Origin of the sequence: Nocardia sp. NPDC057440, from assembly GCF_042802915.1 — a bacterium.
Classification (GTDB): Bacteria; Actinomycetota; Actinomycetes; order Mycobacteriales; family Mycobacteriaceae; genus Nocardia.
The window spans coordinates 1-17,099 of the sequence record NZ_JBHVDF010000029.1 but is presented as its reverse complement, the minus strand read 5'-3'; the positions used below and the strand labels follow the sequence as shown (position 1 = coordinate 17,099).

The 17,099-nt window shown below is 65.6% G+C and carries 16 protein-coding genes; 10 read left to right on the top strand and 6 right to left on the bottom strand.

The window, feature by feature from the left end:
* Positions 1–43: 43 nt before the first annotated feature.
* On the bottom strand, positions 44–556 hold the full coding sequence (locus ACFU4Z_RS34895) for a hypothetical protein (RefSeq protein WP_379072233.1): 513 nt from the start codon (positions 554–556) through the stop codon (positions 44–46).
* A gap of 365 nt (positions 557–921) precedes the next feature.
* Between ACFU4Z_RS34895 and ACFU4Z_RS34890 the strand changes: the two genes are divergently transcribed.
* The 8 genes from ACFU4Z_RS34890 (at position 922) to ACFU4Z_RS34855 (ending at position 10,141) form a co-directional block, all read left to right on the top strand.
* On the top strand, positions 922–1,458 hold the full coding sequence (locus ACFU4Z_RS34890) for a DUF6764 family protein (protein ID WP_379072230.1): 537 nt from the start codon (positions 922–924) through the stop codon (positions 1,456–1,458).
* A gap of 60 nt (positions 1,459–1,518) precedes the next feature.
* Positions 1,519–2,796 (top strand): serine hydrolase domain-containing protein, encoded by a 1,278-nt coding sequence (locus ACFU4Z_RS34885; RefSeq protein WP_379072227.1) that lies wholly within the window; start codon positions 1,519–1,521, stop codon positions 2,794–2,796.
* A gap of 45 nt (positions 2,797–2,841) precedes the next feature.
* Positions 2,842–4,224, top strand: coding sequence for a cytochrome P450 (locus tag ACFU4Z_RS34880; protein WP_379072224.1), 1,383 nt, complete (start codon positions 2,842–2,844; stop codon positions 4,222–4,224).
* A 368-nt stretch (positions 4,225–4,592) separates the two neighbouring features.
* Positions 4,593–5,510, top strand: a complete 918-nt coding sequence (locus ACFU4Z_RS34875; RefSeq protein WP_379072221.1) for an Ig-like domain-containing protein — start codon at positions 4,593–4,595, stop codon at positions 5,508–5,510.
* Positions 5,511–5,831: 321 nt separating this feature from the next.
* Complete coding sequence (locus ACFU4Z_RS34870) at positions 5,832–6,761, top strand: carbohydrate ABC transporter permease (protein WP_379072218.1); 930 nt, start codon at positions 5,832–5,834, stop codon at positions 6,759–6,761.
* A gap of 71 nt (positions 6,762–6,832) precedes the next feature.
* Positions 6,833–7,624, top strand: a complete 792-nt coding sequence (locus ACFU4Z_RS34865; RefSeq protein ID WP_379072318.1) for a carbohydrate ABC transporter permease — start codon at positions 6,833–6,835, stop codon at positions 7,622–7,624.
* 19 nt (positions 7,625–7,643) lie between these two features.
* The gene (locus ACFU4Z_RS34860; RefSeq protein ID WP_379072215.1) at positions 7,644–8,972 is read left to right on the top strand and encodes an ABC transporter substrate-binding protein; all 1,329 of its coding nucleotides are present in this window, start codon (positions 7,644–7,646) and stop codon (positions 8,970–8,972) included.
* 92 nt (positions 8,973–9,064) lie between these two features.
* The gene (locus ACFU4Z_RS34855; protein ID WP_379072213.1) at positions 9,065–10,141 is read left to right on the top strand and encodes an ABC transporter ATP-binding protein; all 1,077 of its coding nucleotides are present in this window, start codon (positions 9,065–9,067) and stop codon (positions 10,139–10,141) included.
* Positions 10,142–10,205: 64 nt separating this feature from the next.
* On the opposite strand, the gene ACFU4Z_RS34850 is transcribed toward ACFU4Z_RS34855, so the two are convergent.
* From ACFU4Z_RS34850 to ACFU4Z_RS34840, 3 genes are all read right to left on the bottom strand, one after another.
* On the bottom strand, positions 10,206–12,233 hold the full coding sequence (locus tag ACFU4Z_RS34850; RefSeq protein ID WP_379072315.1) for a M13 family metallopeptidase: 2,028 nt from the start codon (positions 12,231–12,233) through the stop codon (positions 10,206–10,208).
* 64 nt (positions 12,234–12,297) lie between these two features.
* Entirely contained in the window at positions 12,298–12,675 is a 378-nt protein-coding gene (locus tag ACFU4Z_RS34845) for a DUF397 domain-containing protein (RefSeq protein WP_379072210.1), read from the bottom strand.
* Between the two features lie 10 nt (positions 12,676–12,685).
* On the bottom strand, positions 12,686–13,537 hold the full coding sequence (locus ACFU4Z_RS34840) for a Scr1 family TA system antitoxin-like transcriptional regulator (protein ID WP_379072206.1): 852 nt from the start codon (positions 13,535–13,537) through the stop codon (positions 12,686–12,688).
* Between the two features lie 147 nt (positions 13,538–13,684).
* On the opposite strand from ACFU4Z_RS34840, the gene ACFU4Z_RS34835 reads away from it, so the two are divergent.
* Positions 13,685–14,212, top strand: a complete 528-nt coding sequence (locus ACFU4Z_RS34835; RefSeq protein WP_379072204.1) for a hypothetical protein — start codon at positions 13,685–13,687, stop codon at positions 14,210–14,212.
* Here ACFU4Z_RS34835 and ACFU4Z_RS34830 read toward each other — a convergent pair.
* Together ACFU4Z_RS34830 and ACFU4Z_RS34825 are read right to left on the bottom strand one after the other, a co-directional pair.
* Entirely contained in the window at positions 14,196–14,699 is a 504-nt protein-coding gene (locus tag ACFU4Z_RS34830; protein WP_379072202.1) for a DUF4190 domain-containing protein, read from the bottom strand. The two genes, ACFU4Z_RS34835 and ACFU4Z_RS34830, sit on opposite strands and share 17 nt — an antisense overlap.
* Positions 14,700–15,055: 356 nt before the next feature.
* Positions 15,056–15,847, bottom strand: a complete 792-nt coding sequence (locus tag ACFU4Z_RS34825; RefSeq protein ID WP_379072200.1) for a pirin family protein — start codon at positions 15,845–15,847, stop codon at positions 15,056–15,058.
* 259 nt (positions 15,848–16,106) lie between these two features.
* Here ACFU4Z_RS34825 and ACFU4Z_RS34820 point away from each other — a divergent pair, with 259 nt between their 5' ends.
* Entirely contained in the window at positions 16,107–16,568 is a 462-nt protein-coding gene (locus ACFU4Z_RS34820; protein WP_379072197.1) for an NUDIX hydrolase, read from the top strand.
* The last annotated feature ends 531 nt before the right edge of the window (positions 16,569–17,099 follow it).

The following is a 17,099-nucleotide window of genomic DNA, read 5'->3' as shown; positions in this document are numbered from 1 at the left end:
CCGGGAATCCGCTGGTAACCGCTACTGGGGATACCCCTCTTGCTCAGAGCTCCTGAACGCAGACCACGAAATGCCTGACCGGGTAGGTGAATCCGGTGCCGCTGGTACAGGCGCCCGCATCGTCGGCGTTCTGCTGGATGTTGGTCACCTTCACGCGCTGGGTGCCGCGCTCGGTGCAGTCGATGCGCTTGGGATCCTCGCCGCCGACATCCATACAGCCGCCGACGACCCAGTCGATATCGAGACAGAGCGCGCCCTGCTCGGTGCCGTTCAGAGTTTCCGCGTAGTAGTTGTCGCGGTCGCTGATGCACTGGCTGTTGTTCGGAGCCTTGCCGACCACCTTGTAGTTCGATGCCCGGCTGCCACAGGACGCCTTGGCGATGGTGGCGTCGGACACCGTGCCGCCCAGGGTGACACAGTCACCGACGTTGGCCTGGAAGTCGGTGCTGCCGCCCCGATCCGCCGAGGTCGGGGTGGGCCTGCCGGTCGTCGGCCTGGCCAACGAGGTTTTCGGAGTGCTTGTTGTCGATATCGCATCGACCGTTCCATTGCTCATCGCAGGCTGTGCGGAACCACTGATAGTGGAACCACATCCCGCCACAAAGATTGCGGCGACAGCGGCAACCGCCGCGACGGCGGCAACAGCGAGCCGCCCCGAGTGAAGTCGACCAGACACGTAACAGTCCTCCCGAGCTGTAACGCTCCGAACTCACACCCCCGTCAGAATCCGAAGTTGATAATGCAGAGCTTGAAATACCACGCCATGCATACACCATGCGCGGCGCGCACGTCGAGTCGAAGACGGCGCAGCGCCAGGTCGGTACCCGCGGTACCGCTGCGGCGCGGCGGCCCACCAGCGGAATCGCGTTTCCAGCAACCGATCTGAGTATGGTGGAAATTCCACCGTGAAAGGAGTTGTCCGTGAAGCTGATCAGCGCAATCGTCTGCACGACCGCCACGTTGGGCACCTCCTTACTGCTGCCGGCTGTGGCCTCAGCAACCGATGTGCATTGCGCATCGGACCAGGGAATCGACATCACCGTCATCGATGGGCGCACCGCATGCCGGGCCGCGAGCGATACCTTCAGCCGAGCCCTCGCCGCGGGGTACGACGGCGTCGGCTACGCGAACGCGACCTTCGGCACGATCGCGTTCGGGATCGGCGCCGCCGGTGGCGTCGGCGCGAGCGAAGGTGCAGGCGGGATTCCGATCGCGATCGGAATCGGCAGGGACGCGCTGGCCATGACCTCGACTTCCGATCCGGGCGGGCGCGGTACCGGCGCGCCGATCCTCGCGGCGTCGATCGCCTTGGACGGTTCGCGCGCCGGTGTCGAATCCGCGGATAACGCCGTGGTCTGCCTCGGATCGGCGGCCCTGGCCTGGAGTTCGGCGACCGGCGCCACCTGCCTGGCGACTCCGTTCGGTCGCTGGCAAACCGCACCCGCCGCGATAGGCTGAACATCCGGCCGCTGAGTTCGTGCCCGCTTCGGCCGTCCACACGGTCAGGAGGTGCGACGCATGGTTTCTGCCTTCCAACCATCAGGCAGGCGACTGGCAGCGCCCAGGGAAATGCTCGTCGACCCGAGGTTCGTCCGGCTGGCCGACCACTTCTTCGGCATGTTCACCCAGCCCAACCGCGGCGGCGGCGCCCTCGCGATCTATCTCGACGGGCGGCCCGTCGTCGATATCTGGGCCGGGTGGGCGGCCAAGGATCGCCGCTGGAACGGCGGCAACGTGGCGCTCACCTTCTCCACCGGCAAGGGCGTCGCCTCCACCGTGGTGCACCGGCTGGCCGAACGGGGGCTCATCGACTACGACGTGCCGGTGGCCGAGTACTGGCCGGAGTTCGCCGCACACGGCAAGGCCGACATCACGGTGCGCGATGTGCTGTCGCACCGGGCCGGGCTGCACCGAGTGCGCGGACTGGTGCCCGGCCGCGAAGGCATCCTCGACTACGACGCGGTGGTGCGGGCCCTCGCCGAAAGTCCGGCCGACCCGCGCCGCATCCGCTCCTCCGGCTATCACGCGATCACCTTCGGATGGCTGGTTGCCGAGATCGTGCAGCGGGTGACCGGTGATCCGTTCACCGACGTGCTGCGCAGGGAAATCGCCGTACCGCTGGGCAGCGACGAATTCTGGTTCCGGGTACCGGAATCCGAGCGCTACCGGATCGCGAAGATCTTCCCGCACCTGAGCCCGCCCGGAATCCGCTGGAACACCGCGTCCTCAGTGCTGTCGTGGGTGCGGCCGATCCGCGGACTCGCCGAGGCCGGCATGCCCGAGAGCTTCGATGAGCTGGTCCGCGATCCCCGGGTGCACGATGCGGTGATGCCGGGATGGAACGGCGTGTTCTCGGCGCGCGCACTGGCCAAAATGTACGGTGCGCTCGCCAATGGCGGGCGGGTCGAGGTGGACCGCGGCACGCAGGGGATCGAAACCGTGCAGTTCCTGAAGCCGGAGACGATCGAAACCATCAATCAGGTGCAGCCGTCCGAACACCGCGACTACGTGCTCGGATTTCCGCTGCGCTTCACCCTCGGCTATCACCGCCCGGTGTTGATGTCCAAACAGCAGCCGCGAAAAGCCTTCGGGCACTATGGCATCGGCGGCTCGGGCGCATATGCCGACCCGCTGCTCGGCATGTCGATCGCCTTCGTCACCAACCGGCTCGGCAATGCCGTCACCGCGCTCGGTGACGCTCGGCTCGCGAAGGTCGCGGCCATGGCAGGCAACACCGTGCGCAAATATCGGCAGGCCACGGAGGTCGTGGTCGATCCGATCGAGCCGTCGGCTTGATGCGGCGCGTCGAACCGCGAAGCCGATGAGTTCGTACCTATAGGTATGGACGTTGGTGCACCGCGGCATGGTGAATCAGCACCGGACGCCCCACGGGCGCCGAGGCTGGTTGTCGCACACGCACTTGCGGCGGGCATCGATTTCGAGCGGTACTTCCGCTGGCGACGCGCGCACGAGGGAGATCCGTTCTTCGTGCGCTTTCCCGGCCTCGGTTCGGTGCTGTTCACCGGAACGCCCGAGGGCGCCCGCGAGATGTTTCGCGCACCGACCAACCTGCTCGAACCGCCGCGTCCGAATCCGATCGAACCGCTGGTCGGCAGCGCGTCGCTCATCCTCGTCGCGGGCGAGCGGCACCGGCAGGACCGGACTTTGCTCGCGCCCGCCTTCCACAGCGCCCGCATCCGCGCCTACGGTGAGCTCATCCGCGATTCGGCGCTGGCCGAAATATCCGGTGACACAGCAGAATCCGGTCCGGCTTGGCGGCCGGGCACGCGCATCGATTCACGGGCGGCCGCGCGGGCCATAACGCTGCGGGTCATCCTGGAGGCCGTCTTCGGCGTGGACAGCCATGAGCAGCGGGCCGCCTACACCAGCGCGATCGCCGAATTCCTCACCGCGTTTTCCGGGCCGCTGATGCTGCTGCCGGTGCTGCGCCACGGACTGTTCGGACAGGCGCCGTGGGACCGGTTCGTCGCGGCGCGCGACCGGCTCGACGCACTGATCCTGGCCGATATCGCCAGGCGCAGGACCGAGGCGAGCCGATCGGCCGACATCCTCGGGATGCTGCTGACAACGTGTTATGACGACGGCACCGCGATCTCCGACGCCGATCTGTGCGAGCAGCTGCGCACCCTGCTGGTCGCGGGGCACGAGACCACCGCGACCACGCTGGTGTGGGCACTGTTCCATCTGCATCGGGAACCCGAGGTACTGGGGCGGCTGCGCGCGGAAATACAGGCCGCAGGCCCCGGGGCGCCGCCGCTGGAGCTGGCGGGTCTGGCCTATCTCGACGCCGTGTGCCAGGAAACGCTGCGTCTGCATCCCACGGTGCCGATCGTGCTGCGCCGGGTCACCGCGCCGTTCTCGCTGCTCGGAGTCCCACTCGCGGCAGGCGACACCATGGGCGTCGCGGTGCCGCTGCTGCATTCCGAGCCGGGGGTGTGGTCGGAGCCCGAGCGTTTCCGGCCCGAGCGATTCCTCGAGCGCCGGTACGGGCCGTTCGAGTTCGCACCGTTCGGCGGAGGTCACCGGCGCTGCGTCGGCGCAGCGCTGGCCGACTACGAACTGCGGATCGTGCTGGCCACGATCCTCGGCCGGGTTCGGCTTCGACTGGCGCCGCGCTACGCGCGTGGGCGGGCGCCGCTGTCGGTGCCGCACAACATCGCGACCGGTCCGCGACGGTCGATCCCCTTCGATGTTGTGGCGTGATTTACATCACGAACCTGTTTGGTGTCAGCTACAACCGTCCACGCGGTCTGCCGCGCATCCGCATCGAGACTCGCCGGTGTGACCGGGAACTTTTACGAAAGTCGGTGACCGCCAACGGCATATGTGGCGCACGCCACATTGTGCGCGCGGAGCGGATCAATGTGAAAAGCGGGTGGCTTCGAGCCGCGACCGACGGTAGGAATGGACGTCAGGGGCGGGTGCGTCAAATGCCTGCGGGGCCGCGTCATGGGCTCCGCGCTTCATCCGCGGGGCCGTGTCACTGGTTCCGCAACACATTCGTGGGGTGCCTCCAGAGGCTCCGCGCCTATGAAAGATCTCGCTCGCGCTACACGCGGGTGAGAAATGGAATGGACGAGAAACCTATGCATGTCGCTTTGCACACCAGGTCGTTGCCGTCTGCACACCGGGGAGCGCAGCTAGCCCGCCGGATCCGGCAGGGCGTCCTGTTGTCCGCGGCGATCGCGACGGCCTGTGCCGCGCTGGTCGCGCCCGCCCAGGCCGCACCGCTGCCCGGCGGCTCCGGCTCCTCCTCCGCCGTGGCCACCGATCCGACGCCGAAGGCGAACTTCGCGCCGCCGTCGATCAACATCGCCGACGGCGAGACCGTCGGCGTCGCGCAGCCGATCATCATCAACTTCACGGACCCGGTCACCGATCACGCCACCGCCGAGAAGGCCATCAAGGTCACCTCGTCGACCCCGACGCCCGGCCACTTCCGCTGGGTCAGCGACAAGCAGGTGCGCTGGCGGCCGAACGACTTCTGGCCGGCCAACACCGACGTGACCGTGCAGGCGGGCGACACCCGCAGCGCCTTCCGCATCGGCGACGCGCTGGTCAGCACCGCCGACGACACCACGCACACCATCACGATCACCCTCAACGGTGAGGTCGTGAAGGAAATGCCGACCTCGATGGGCAAGACGAAGCACGAGACCCCGAACGGCACGTACTACGTCGGCGAGCAGCTGCGCAAGATGACGATGGATTCGTCCACCTACGGCGTCCCGATCACCGATCCCGAGGGCTACAAGCTCGAGGTCGAGTACGCCACGCGGATCTCCACCAGCGGCATCTTCGTGCACGCCGCCCCGTGGTCGGTTTCGCAGCAGGGCGTTTCGAACGCCAGCCACGGCTGCCTGAACGTGAGCACCGAGAACGCCAAGTGGTTCCTGGAGAACACCAAGAAGGGCGACCCGGTCATCGTGCAGAACACCAACGGCGGCACCCTGAGCGCGGGTGACGGCCTCGGCGACTGGAACATGTAGCACGCCGATCAGGCAAACTTGGGTAACCTACCTCGGATTCTGATTCGAGGTAGGTTACCCGCATTCACCGCCATGACCGACCAGATCGCCGGTACGCTCCCGAAATAGTTGCGACGCGACAACTGATTTCGGGAGAACATGGGTAACGCAGCGGGTACACCCAAAACTCAACCAGCCGACCGACCGCCGGCCCGCGACGGCACCCCCGAAATACCCGACGTCCGGCAGAAGGCGCGGAGTCGCGGGGGAGCGTTTGAAAAGTTCAGCAGGTCGGCAGGTAGTGTTAACCGACAGTTTGCTAGTTTCCGTAGAGTGCGCGCTGTGCGAACCAGCCCCGAGCGTGTGCTTCCGCAACCCCGAGGTCGCGGACTACGAGGGCGGCCGTGGCAGGACTACGCGCTGTTCTTCGTGCTGCTGGTACCGAATCTCGCGTTGCTGACGCTGTTCGTCTATCGACCGCTGCTGGACAACATCCGGCTGTCGTTCACCGACTGGAACATCTCCGACCCCTTCGTGACCTACATCGGGTTGGACAACTACCGCGAGTGGTGGGGCCGGTCGGATTCCTGGCAGATCGTCACCAACACAGTGGTTTTCACCCTGGCCGCCGTCGTCGGAAGCATGGTCATCGGCCTGGCGCTGGCGCTGCTGCTCGACCGTAAACTCTTCGGCCGCAATGTGGTCCGCTCGGCCATCTTCGCGCCATTCGTCATCTCCGGCGCCGCCATCGGCGTGGCGTTCCAGTTCATCTTCGATCCCAGCTTCGGCTTAGTACAGGATGTGCTGCACCGCATCGGCGTGGACAAGGTGCCGGATTTCTACCAGGACCCGCACTGGGCGATGTTCATGGTGACGGTGACCTATATCTGGAAGAACCTCGGCTACACCTTCGTCATCTATCTGGCCGCGCTGCAGGGCACTCGGGCCGATCTGATGGAGGCGGCCGAGATGGACGGCGCGAGCCGGTGGACCACCTTCACCACAGTGCTGCTGCCGCAGCTGCGCCCGACCACGTTCTTCCTGTCCATCACGGTGCTGCTGAACTCGCTGCAGGTCTTCGACATCATCAACGTGATGACACGGGGCGGGCCGCTCGGCACCGGGACCACGACGATGGTCTACCAGGTCTACGAGGAGTCCTTCCGGAATTTCCGCGCCGGATACGGCGCGACCGTGGCCACCATCATGTTCCTGGTATTGCTGACTATCACGCTCATCCAGGTGCGGATCATGGATCGAGGCGAGCAGTGAAACACGTTGGACCGACCACGTCTTCGTATCAGGCGCGGCAACGGCTGGTGCGGCTACTCGGCTACGCCGCCATGCTGTGCGTGCTGATCATCGTCGGCGTGCCGCTGTTCTGGATCATCATCACCTCGTTCAAAGCACGCCCCGACATCTACACCCAACCCGCCGTGTACTGGCCGCACAGCTGGCATCCGGAGAACTACGAAGAAGCCACCACCGCGCTGCCGTTCTGGACGTTCCTGCGCAACTCGCTGATCGTCACCGGCGTGATCGCCGCGGTCAAATTCGTGCTCGGTATTTTCAGCGCCTACGGGCTGGTGTTCCTGCGCTTCCCCGGCAAGAACGTGGTGTTCCTCGTCATTATCGCCGCGCTGATGGTGCCCAACCAGATCACCGTGATCTCCAACTACGCGTTGATCGCTCAGCTGGGCTGGCGAAACACCTTCCAGGGCATCATCGTTCCGCTCTGCGGCGTCGCCTTCGGCACGTTCCTGATGCGCAACCATTTCCTCTCGCTGCCCGCGGAGGTGATCGAGGCGGCCAGGATGGACGGGGCGAATTGGTGGCGACTGCTCACCAGGGTGGTGCTGCCGATGTCCGGGCCGACCATGGTCGCCTTCGCCGTGGTCACGCTGGTCAACGAGTGGAACGAATACCTCTGGCCGTTCCTCATGGCCGACGACACCACTGTCGCCACCCTGCCCGTCGGCCTCACCCTGTTGCAGAACACCGAGAATCCGAGCGTCACCAACTGGGGACCGGTGATGGCGGGCACGCTGCTCACCATGCTGCCGATTCTGCTGGTGTTCCTGCTGCTGCAGCGCCACATGATCAAGGGCCTCACCTCGGGTGCGGTCAAGGGTTAACCGATACAGGAGAAACCACGTGTCCACTTCACAATTCCCCGCACTGTCGCGGCGCGGATTCATCGGTCTGGCCGGCGCGGTCGCCGCGGGCGCGGCGCTCACCGCGTGCGCGGGCAGCGGCGGTGGCGGCAAGCAGTCCGGCGATGCCAACACCATCACCTTCTGGTCGAACCACCCTGGTACCTCGAAGGAACTCGAGACCGAGCTGATCAACCGATTCCAGGCCGAACACCCGGACCTGAAGGTCAACCTGGTCGACGCGGGCAAGAACTACGAGGAGGTATCGCAGAAGTTCAATGCGGCGCTCTCCGGCGGCGACCTGCCGGATGTCGTTGTGCTGTCGGATGTCTGGTGGTTCAACTACGCCCTCAACGGCACCATCGAACCGCTCGACGCGCACTTCGGCGACGCGGGTGTGAAGCTGGACGACTACGTCGACTCGCTGGCCGCCGACTACGTGTTCAACGGCAAGCACTACGCGCTGCCCTACGCTCGCTCGACACCGCTGTTCTATTACAACAAGGACGTGTGGTCGAAAGCAGGCCTCCCGGATCGGGGACCGCAGAGCTGGCAGGAATTCGACGAGTGGGGCCCCAAGCTGCAGCAGGTCGTCGGCGACGGCAAACTCGCGCACGGCTGGGGCGACGCGAAGAACTACCTGGCCTGGACCTTCCAGGGCCCGAACTGGACCTTCGGCGGCGCCTACTCCGACCAATGGACGCTGAAGTTCACCGATCCCAAAACCATTGCGGCGGGCCAGTTCCTGCGCGACATGATCCACACCAAGAAGTACGCGGGCATCAAACCGCAGATCGCGGTCGACTTCGGCACCGGCGTGATCGCCTCCACCATCGCCTCCACCGGCGACCTGAAGGGCATCAAGAAGAATGCCGAGGGCAAGCTCGAATTCGGCACCGCGTTCCTGCCGCACCCGAACGGGCCCGGCGTCACCACCGGTGGAGCGGGCCTTGCCATTCCGGCGCGCATTCCCGACCAGCGGAAGGTGAACGCGCTCACATTCATCGAGTTCATCACCAATGCCGCGAACACGGCGTACTTCTCGCAGGGCACCGGATACATGCCGGTGCGCAAGTCGGCCGTCACCGATCCGAGCGAGGTGGACTTCCTGGCGAAGAACCCGAACGCGAAGGTCGCCATCGAGCAGTTGCCGCTGACCAAATCGCAGGACTACGCGCGAGTGTTCGTGCCGGGCGGCGACCAGATCATCGGCACCGGGCTCGAGCAGATCGGTCTGCAGAACGCTGACCCGGCAACGGCTTTCGCCAATGTCTCCAGCCAGCTGCAGGCGATCATCGACCGGCAGATCACACCGAAGCTGCCCAAGTAATGTCACCAACCGCTCATCGGACAACGCGCGAGCATCCGGCCGGGCGCCAACCCGCGTGACCGCGCAGGCAATCTCACAAGGAGATCGACAGTATGGCAACAGTGCACTTCGACGGGGTGACGCATCTGTATCCCGGTGCGCCGACGCCTGCTGTCGATAGCCTCGACATCGATATCGCCGACGGGGAATTCATCGTCCTCGTCGGCCCGTCGGGCTGCGGCAAGTCGACCAGCCTGCGCATGCTCGCCGGACTGGAGTCGGTCGAGGCGGGCCGAATCCTGATCGGCGGCAAGGACGTCACCGGGCTGCCGCCTCGGGCGCGGGACGTGGCGATGGTGTTTCAGAGCTACGCGCTCTACCCGAACATGACCGTCGCGCAGAACATGGGCTTCGCCCTGCGCAATGCGGGAATGAGCAAGGCCGACACCATGGTTCGCGTGCGCGAAGCAGCCAAGATGCTGGAGCTGGAACCGCTGCTCGACCGTAAGCCCGCGAAACTCTCCGGCGGCCAGCGTCAGCGAGTCGCCATGGGACGCGCCATCGTTCGGCGTCCACAGGTGTTCTGCATGGACGAGCCGCTGTCCAATCTGGACGCGAAACTGCGGGTGAGCACCCGATCTCAGATCGCCGCCCTGCAGAAGCGGCTCGGCACCACCACGGTGTACGTCACCCATGATCAGGTCGAGGCGATGACCATGGGTGATCGGGTCGCGGTGCTGCGCGACGGCAAGCTGCAGCAAATCGCCGCGCCGCGCGAACTCTACGACAATCCGGTGAATACCTTCGTCGCCGGTTTCATCGGCTCGCCGGGCATGAACCTGCTCGACGCACCGGTGCGCGACAATGCCGCGGTGCTGGGCGACCTGCGAATTCCCTTGCCGCACAGTGTGCAGACCGATCGCGTTGTCGTCGGCGTGCGCCCGGAATCCTGGGAGGTCACCACCGAACCCGACAGCCTCGCCGTCGCCGCAGAACTCCTCGAGGAACTCGGCGCCGAGTCCTTCATCTACAGCCACGGCGTCACCGAGGAGTGGAACAGCCGCTCCGGCAAGGTGGTTGCCCGCGTGGACCGCCGCTTCCAGGTCGCCCTCGGCGATCATCTGCGGCTGCGGCCCAAACTCGACGAGATCTTCTTCTTCGACGGCGCCACCGAGCTGCGCCTGCGCTGACATCGGCCTATCAGGAGCACCCCGCATCCCGGCGTGACCCGGGATGCGGGGCTCGGTCGAGCAGCTACCAGATGCGGACGCGCTCGGCCGGGTCCAGATACAGGCTGTCGCCCGGCCTGACGTCGAAGGCTTCGTGGAAGCTGTCGATATTGCGAATCACAGCGTTGCAGCGGAATTCGGGCGGGGAGTGCGGGTCGACGGCGAGACGGCGGATCGCTTCTTCGGTGCGGGCCTTGGTGCGCCACACCTGGGCCCAGCCGAAGAAGACGCGCTGCAGGCCGGTGAGACCATCGAGCTCCGGTGCCTCAGCGCCCGCCAGCGAAATCTTGTAGGCCGCGAGTGCGATCGACAGACCACCGAGATCACCGATGTTCTCGCCGATAGTGAACTCGCCGTTCACGGTGTGCTCGTCGGGCAGGTCCTTCGGCGAAAGCACGCTGTACTGATCGATCAATGCCTTGGTGCGCTTGCCGAATTCGGTGCGGTCGTCGTCGGTCCACCAGTCGATCATGTTGCCGTCGCCGTCGTACTTGGCGCCCTGGTCGTCGAATCCGTGTCCGATCTCGTGACCGATCACCGCGCCGATACCGCCGTAGTTGGCGGCGTCGTCGGCATGCATGTCGAAGAACGGCGGCTGCAGAATGGCTGCGGGGAAGACGATCTCGTTCATGCCGGGGTTGTAGTAGGCGTTCACCGTCTGTGGGGTCATGAACCACTCGTCGCGGTCGACCGGGCCGCCGAGCTTGTTCAGGTCGCGGTCGTGCTCGGCGGCATAGCCGCGCCGGTAGTTGCCGACCAGATCAGCGGGATCGATGACGATGCCGGAGTAATCGCGCCACTTGTCCGGGTAGCCGATCTTCGGCGTGAACTTCTCCAGCTTGGCCAGCGCGGCCGCCCTGGTATCGGGGCCCATCCAATCCAGTTCGGCGATATTGCGCCGGTAGGCCTCCTGCAGGTTGGCGACCAACTCCACCATCCGCGCCTTGGCCTCGGGCGGAAAATGCTCGGCCACATACAGTTTGCCGACGGCCTCGCCGAGCAGGTCCTGCACCAGCGAGACGCCGCGCTTCCAGCGTTCCCGGTTCTCCTGCGCACCGGTCAGGGTGCGGCCGAAGAAGTCGAAGCTCTCCTCGACCACCGCGTCGGTGAGATACGCCGCACGCGAGCGGATCACCCGCCATGCGGCCCAGGCCTGCCAGTCGGCCATCGACTCCGCGGCCCAGGTCTGCGCGAAGGTGCGCACATAATCCGGCTGGCGCACAATCACTTCCGCGAAGAGCTCGGGGCCGGTCGCCGTGACGCTTTCGGCCAGGGCCGAAGTCCACGCGGTCCAATCGAATTCGGGGTTCTGGGCGGTCAGCTCGTCGAAGGTGGTCAGGTTGTAGCCGAGTTCGGCGTCGCGGCGGCGCACCACATCCCAGTGCCCGGCCGCGAGCTTGCGCTCCAGCTCGAACACCCGCTGGGCGACGGTGTCCAGGTCGTCCGGTAACAGGCCCGCGAGCTGCGGATCGGCGGCGGCCAGCGCGAACATGCGGCCGATGTGCGCGATGTACTTGGCGCGGATCTCGGCGAATTCGTCCTGCCGATAGTAGGACTCGTCGGGCAGGCCGATCCCGGACTGGGCGGCATGCACCAGGTACCGGTTGGAGTCCTTGTCGTCGGTATCGACGTAGAAGCCGAGCGCGCCGCCGACACCGGTGCGCTGCAGTCGGCCGAGCAGTGCGGCGAAGGCGCTCAGATCGGCGACCTCCTTGATCGCCGCGAGCTCGATGACGATCGGCGCGAGCCCGACGGCCGTCACGGCCTCGGTGTCCATGAAGCTCGAGTACAGGTCGCCGATCTTGCGGGCATCGCTGCTCGGCTCGGATTCGGATGCCGCCGCGTTCTGGATGATCGTCTGCACGTCGAGTTCGGCCTGGTCGTACAACGTCCGGAAAGCGCCGTCGACCGCACGATCCGCCGGTATCTCGTGTGTGTCGAGCCAAGCGCCATTGACGTGCGCGAACAGGTCGTCTTGTACCCGCACGGCCGCGTCGAGGTAGGACAGGTCGATACCGGAGGGACTGGTCAGCTCGGAAGTCACGATCTCCAGTATGCCGATCGCAGCGACCGGGTGCCGGAGAGTTGCCCCGGCCGCGGCGCGGCCGGGGGAGTGATCATGCGGGCAGAATGATGCGGTTGAATTCGCCGTCGTGAACGCCGGCGAGGAATGCGTCCCACTCTTCGGGGGTGTAAGTGAGGGTGGTTTCGCCGCGGCGGAGCGTGGTGTGCCCGTCGGCGGAGGTGCTCGCGGTCAGATCGCTGTGTGTGCGCCCGCGAACAATGCTGTCCAGGAACGAGGTCCACTCGTCGGCAGTGATGGTGATGATGGGCTCTTCAGCGGGGTGATTGGCCGGGTTGCGGCGGTATTTGCTGTCTCGGATGAGGACCGCATCACCATCGAACCGGACCTCGACGCATTGGTTGCCGTTGTTCGATCGAGTCGATGTGAACCAGCCGGTGAAAACCGACCGGGCGGTAGCGGTGGTGGCCATGGGCAGAATTTTACACTCCGGAATACCGGCTGATCAGGGCCAATGACTCGTCACGGTTCAACGATTGCTCGAGTGCGCGCACGTACGCGAAGCTCAGATCGCGCACCTGTTCGGGATCGTCGACGGCGCCGCCGAACACCGCGCTCTCCGCCCAGCCGAAGGTCGGCAGCTGCTCGCCCGCGAAGTCGATCAGATGGAAACTCGAGCCGCCGAGCACCGCGCCCGCCGTGGCGGCGAAGGGGATGACGCGCACCTCGATGCTGTCGAGCTCCTCGATCAGCGCGGCGAGGTGCTCGAGCTGTCCGTAGAGAACTTTCGGTCCGCCGGTCTGCTGCAGCAGAGTGCCCTCGCCGATCACGGCGGTCAGCTCGATGCGGTTCCTGCCGCGCAACCGCTCCTGGCGGCGCATTCGGATGGCGACCAGCTGCTCGACCTGCACGGGCCTGATCATCACATCGGCGCTGATCAGGGCTCGGGCGTAGTCCTCGGTCTGCAAAAGCCCCGGCACGACGAGGCTGTCGTAGCTGCGGATGCTCTGCGCGCCGGACTCCATGCCGTAGAGCCGCTGCAACTCCGGGCCGATCAGCGCGGAAGACTTCGCCCACCACCCGCGCTGCTTGCTGCCCTCGAGCAAGGCGAGCAATTCCTCGCGCTCCTCGGCGTCGACCTCAAGCAGCTCCAGCACCGGACCGATGGTGTTGGTCGTCAACACCCGTCTGCCCTTCTCGACATGCGACCAATTGGCCGGGGTGAAGCCGACACGCTTGGCGAAGGTGGCCGAATCGAAGCCCCGTTGTTCGCGCAATTCGCGCAGGCGAAGCACCAGTTCCCAGCGGGCAACAGTAGGCGAGACGGGTGCCATGACAGGTGATGCTACGCCGGTCGACTTACCGGCGTGTGACTATTGTCAAGCATGTTGTGCAGGTCTAGGGTCGATTTCAGCGGCCGTTCCACGAATCATTTCGATCCACTTCATTTCGATCCACTGAGCATCGAGGCGAGGTTCGTCATGAGCACAACAGATAGCCACGAAGTGATCGGACAGATCCGCGTGCATCCGATGTCGCCCGGACAGGATTTCGCGGCCGTCCAAGAAGCCATCACGCGCTGCCGCAGCTACCGCAAGGACCACGGGCTCTACGGTGTCGTGGATCCCGCGCTCGGGCGCATCATGCTGGAAGTCGGGGCAGTCGGGGCCGTGGTCATGCCCGCGGTGCTCGGCGAGCAGGTGCGCGACCAGCTCGCCGCGCGCAACGGCCCGATCATCGCGCACCCGCGCTCGAGCCGCTGGACCTTCCTGACAGGGCCCACCGACAATTCGTACCTGGACATGGCCCTGTTCTCCGACCTGTTCCGGGTCTGCGCCTCGGTCGCACTGCCGGGCAGCAGTATCGTGCTGCCCTCGCCCGCGGACGAACACAGCGGTTACCGAACCTGGATCGCGGCGCCCGAGCTCGACTTTCGCCCCGAACTCGCCGAGGTCGTCGCCGCGACCCGGGCTTGCGCGGGGCGCCGACGGGTCAGCGGGTCGGGGTAGGCGTAATAGTCACGCTGTACTTGTTCTCCAGCGTCTGGTTCCACTCCCGCGCGCACTGGTCGACCTTGGCTTGATCGTCGCCCGCCTTGTTGACGCAGTCGAGAAAGTCCTTGCCACCGGAGTTGACGAAAAAGCTCCAGCCGACAATCGACAGCAGGATCGCGGCTGCCAGCGACAGCACACCGAGGATAAGACCGGTGACGGCCATGCCGGTGCCGCCCGCGGTGCCCGAACGCGTCTTCACGAACGCGATCAGGCCGAAGATGATCGCGAAGGTGCCGAAGAGGTAGCCGCCGACGAGAGTCCAACAGGTCAGTAGGGCGATGATGCCGAGCACGAGCGCCGTGATCGCCAAGCCCTTGCCCTTGGGCGACTCTTGCCAATAGTTGGGCTGCCCCTGCTGGTACGGCCCCTGCGGCGGGTACTGCCCGGGTGGTGGATATTGGCCGGGTGGTGGATATTGGCCAGGCGGTGGATATTGCGACATGGACTTCCTCTCAGTCCTGCGGGACGTGCGCGCACGGCAGTCCCCTACTGATCGCGCTCCCTACTGAGGGATGTTAATGCCGCGAACACCGCTCCGATGTTGAACACGGACTGAAACCCTACGCTCGGCCCGAGCGAAGGCGAGGCCACCGCCTCTCGAACACAGCCCGACGAAGTCGGTCACTAACCGCGCTTGGCCCGAGCGCAGGCGAGGCCACCGCCTCTGGAACACCGCCCGACGAAGTCGGTCACTAACCGCGCTTGGCCCGAGCGAAGGCGAGGCCACCGCCTCTGGAACACAGCCCGACGAAGTCGGTCACTAACCGCGCTTGGCCCGAGCGAAGGCGAGGCCACCGCTTATTGAGCACCGAGGCGCGCATGCATCTCCCAGACCAGCACTTCGGAGGGCCTGCGCGCGAGGACACGCTGGCCACCGGACCTGGTCAGGCGCACGGCGTCGCCCTCATAGAGCGTTCCGACGCCTTCCATTTCGACCTCGCCGCGCGCGACGAACACATGGAGGTAGGGCGCGTCGGGTAGGTCGACGGTCTGCTCGGTGTCCTCCGGCTCCGATCCCGCCATTCTGGCCACATGCAGCGCGGAATGACTGCTCGCGATCGCGATGGCGGTCTTGTCGCGGTAGCGCGCCAGCCCGGAGGCTACCGTCACAAGGCCGCCGCCGGCCAGTTCGTCGTCGATCTCGAGCTGCTGGTAGCCCGGCGTCAGCCCCGGCTCGTCCGGAACCACCCACATCTGCACGAAATGCACGGGCTCGTCGTGTTCGGCGCTGTTGCCGTCCAGCCGCCAGGAGTCATTTTTCTCCGAGTGCAGAATGCCGGTGCCCGCACTCATCCGCTGCGCGAGACCGGGGTAGATGATGCCACTGTGGCCGAGCGAATCCTGGTGCACCAGGCTGCCGCCGAGCACCCAGGTGACGATTTCCATGTCCCGATGCGGGTGGGTATCGAAGCCCTGACCAGGGGAAACAATATCCTCGTTATTGACGAGCAGCAGGCCGTGATGGGTGTTGTCCGGGTCGTAGTGCTCACCGAAGGAGAACGAGTGCTTCGAATCGAGCCAGGACACGCGCGTTTTCATGCGGTCCCCGCCACGATGGACATCGATGTGTGGTGTCGTGAGTGTGGACATCAAGGTCCTCCTCTCGGGACCGTGCACCGATCACCTTTCAGGGTAGGAGCACTTCAGTCGCGGTACTCCGAATTCCTAGTAAATTGTCCTGCACTCGGCATTTTACGCGAGCGACCAGCGGGTGAACGGCAGGCGAGCAGAACCGAACGGAAGGTCGCATCGTCGAGCCGACCGGCTCGACACCGGAGCAGCACACCCCTCCGCCGGTGGCCGACTTCATAACATGATGTGCCACAACGGAACCGGAGGTGAGAACCAGATGCGACCCGAAGCGCTCGCCGACATCGAGCGGCAGCTGCGCGACGAGGCGCGCCGCGACGACATCTCCGATTTCGTTGTCGGCGTCGCCGTGTTCCGCGACCACAAACTCCTCGTGGTGCGCCGCGTCCCGGACGACTACCGCGGCGGCATGTACGAACTGCCCGGCGGCGGAGTCGAATCCGGGGAAACCTTCGCCGAATGCGTGGCGCGGGAGCTGTTCGAGGAGACCGGCCTGCGCGTACGCCGCATCACCGACTTCCTCGGCGGGTTCGACTACGCCACCCGAACCAAGGCCAGGGTCCGCAAGTACAGCTTCGTCGCGGAGGTAGAGCCAGGCGAGGTGGCCCTTGCCCCCGGCGAACACGACGCGTTCGCATGGATCGACGCCACCGCCCTCCCCAACCTCCCGATGGCGCCCGACATGCGAAGAACAGTCAGCATGCTCGTCGACATCTCCTGACCCCGCCCCCTACTGACGACTCTTACCAGTCCGTTCACAACCAACTCACGCGGCAAGTGCATCCAACAACGCCACGAGAGCACCACCCACCCTCCGAGCGACACCCTCGCGAGCACAGCAAGATCGCCGAGCAGCCGAAGTTCACCACACAGTCGCAACATCGCCACCGCCGCACCCCTCGGCACGATGATGTCTTCCGAACACAGCGAAACCGAGCACCAGAGTTCACGGCCCGTCCCCACCTCCACAGCCGCCGAAGCGCATCCACCGAAGTCGCAAGCTCAGCTACCAGCGCCTCCACTAGGCACGATGATGTCTTCCGAGCGAAGCGAGACCGAGCATTAGAGTTCGCGGCCCGTCCCCACCTCCACAGCCGCCGAAGCGCATCGACCGAAGTCGCAAGCTCAGCTACCAGCGCCACCACTAGGCACGATGACGCCTTCCGAGCGAAGCGAGACCGAGCACTAGAGTTCGCGGCCCGTCTCGCTTCCGAGCCGTCGAAGCGCACGCGACGAAGTCGCAAGTCTCGAC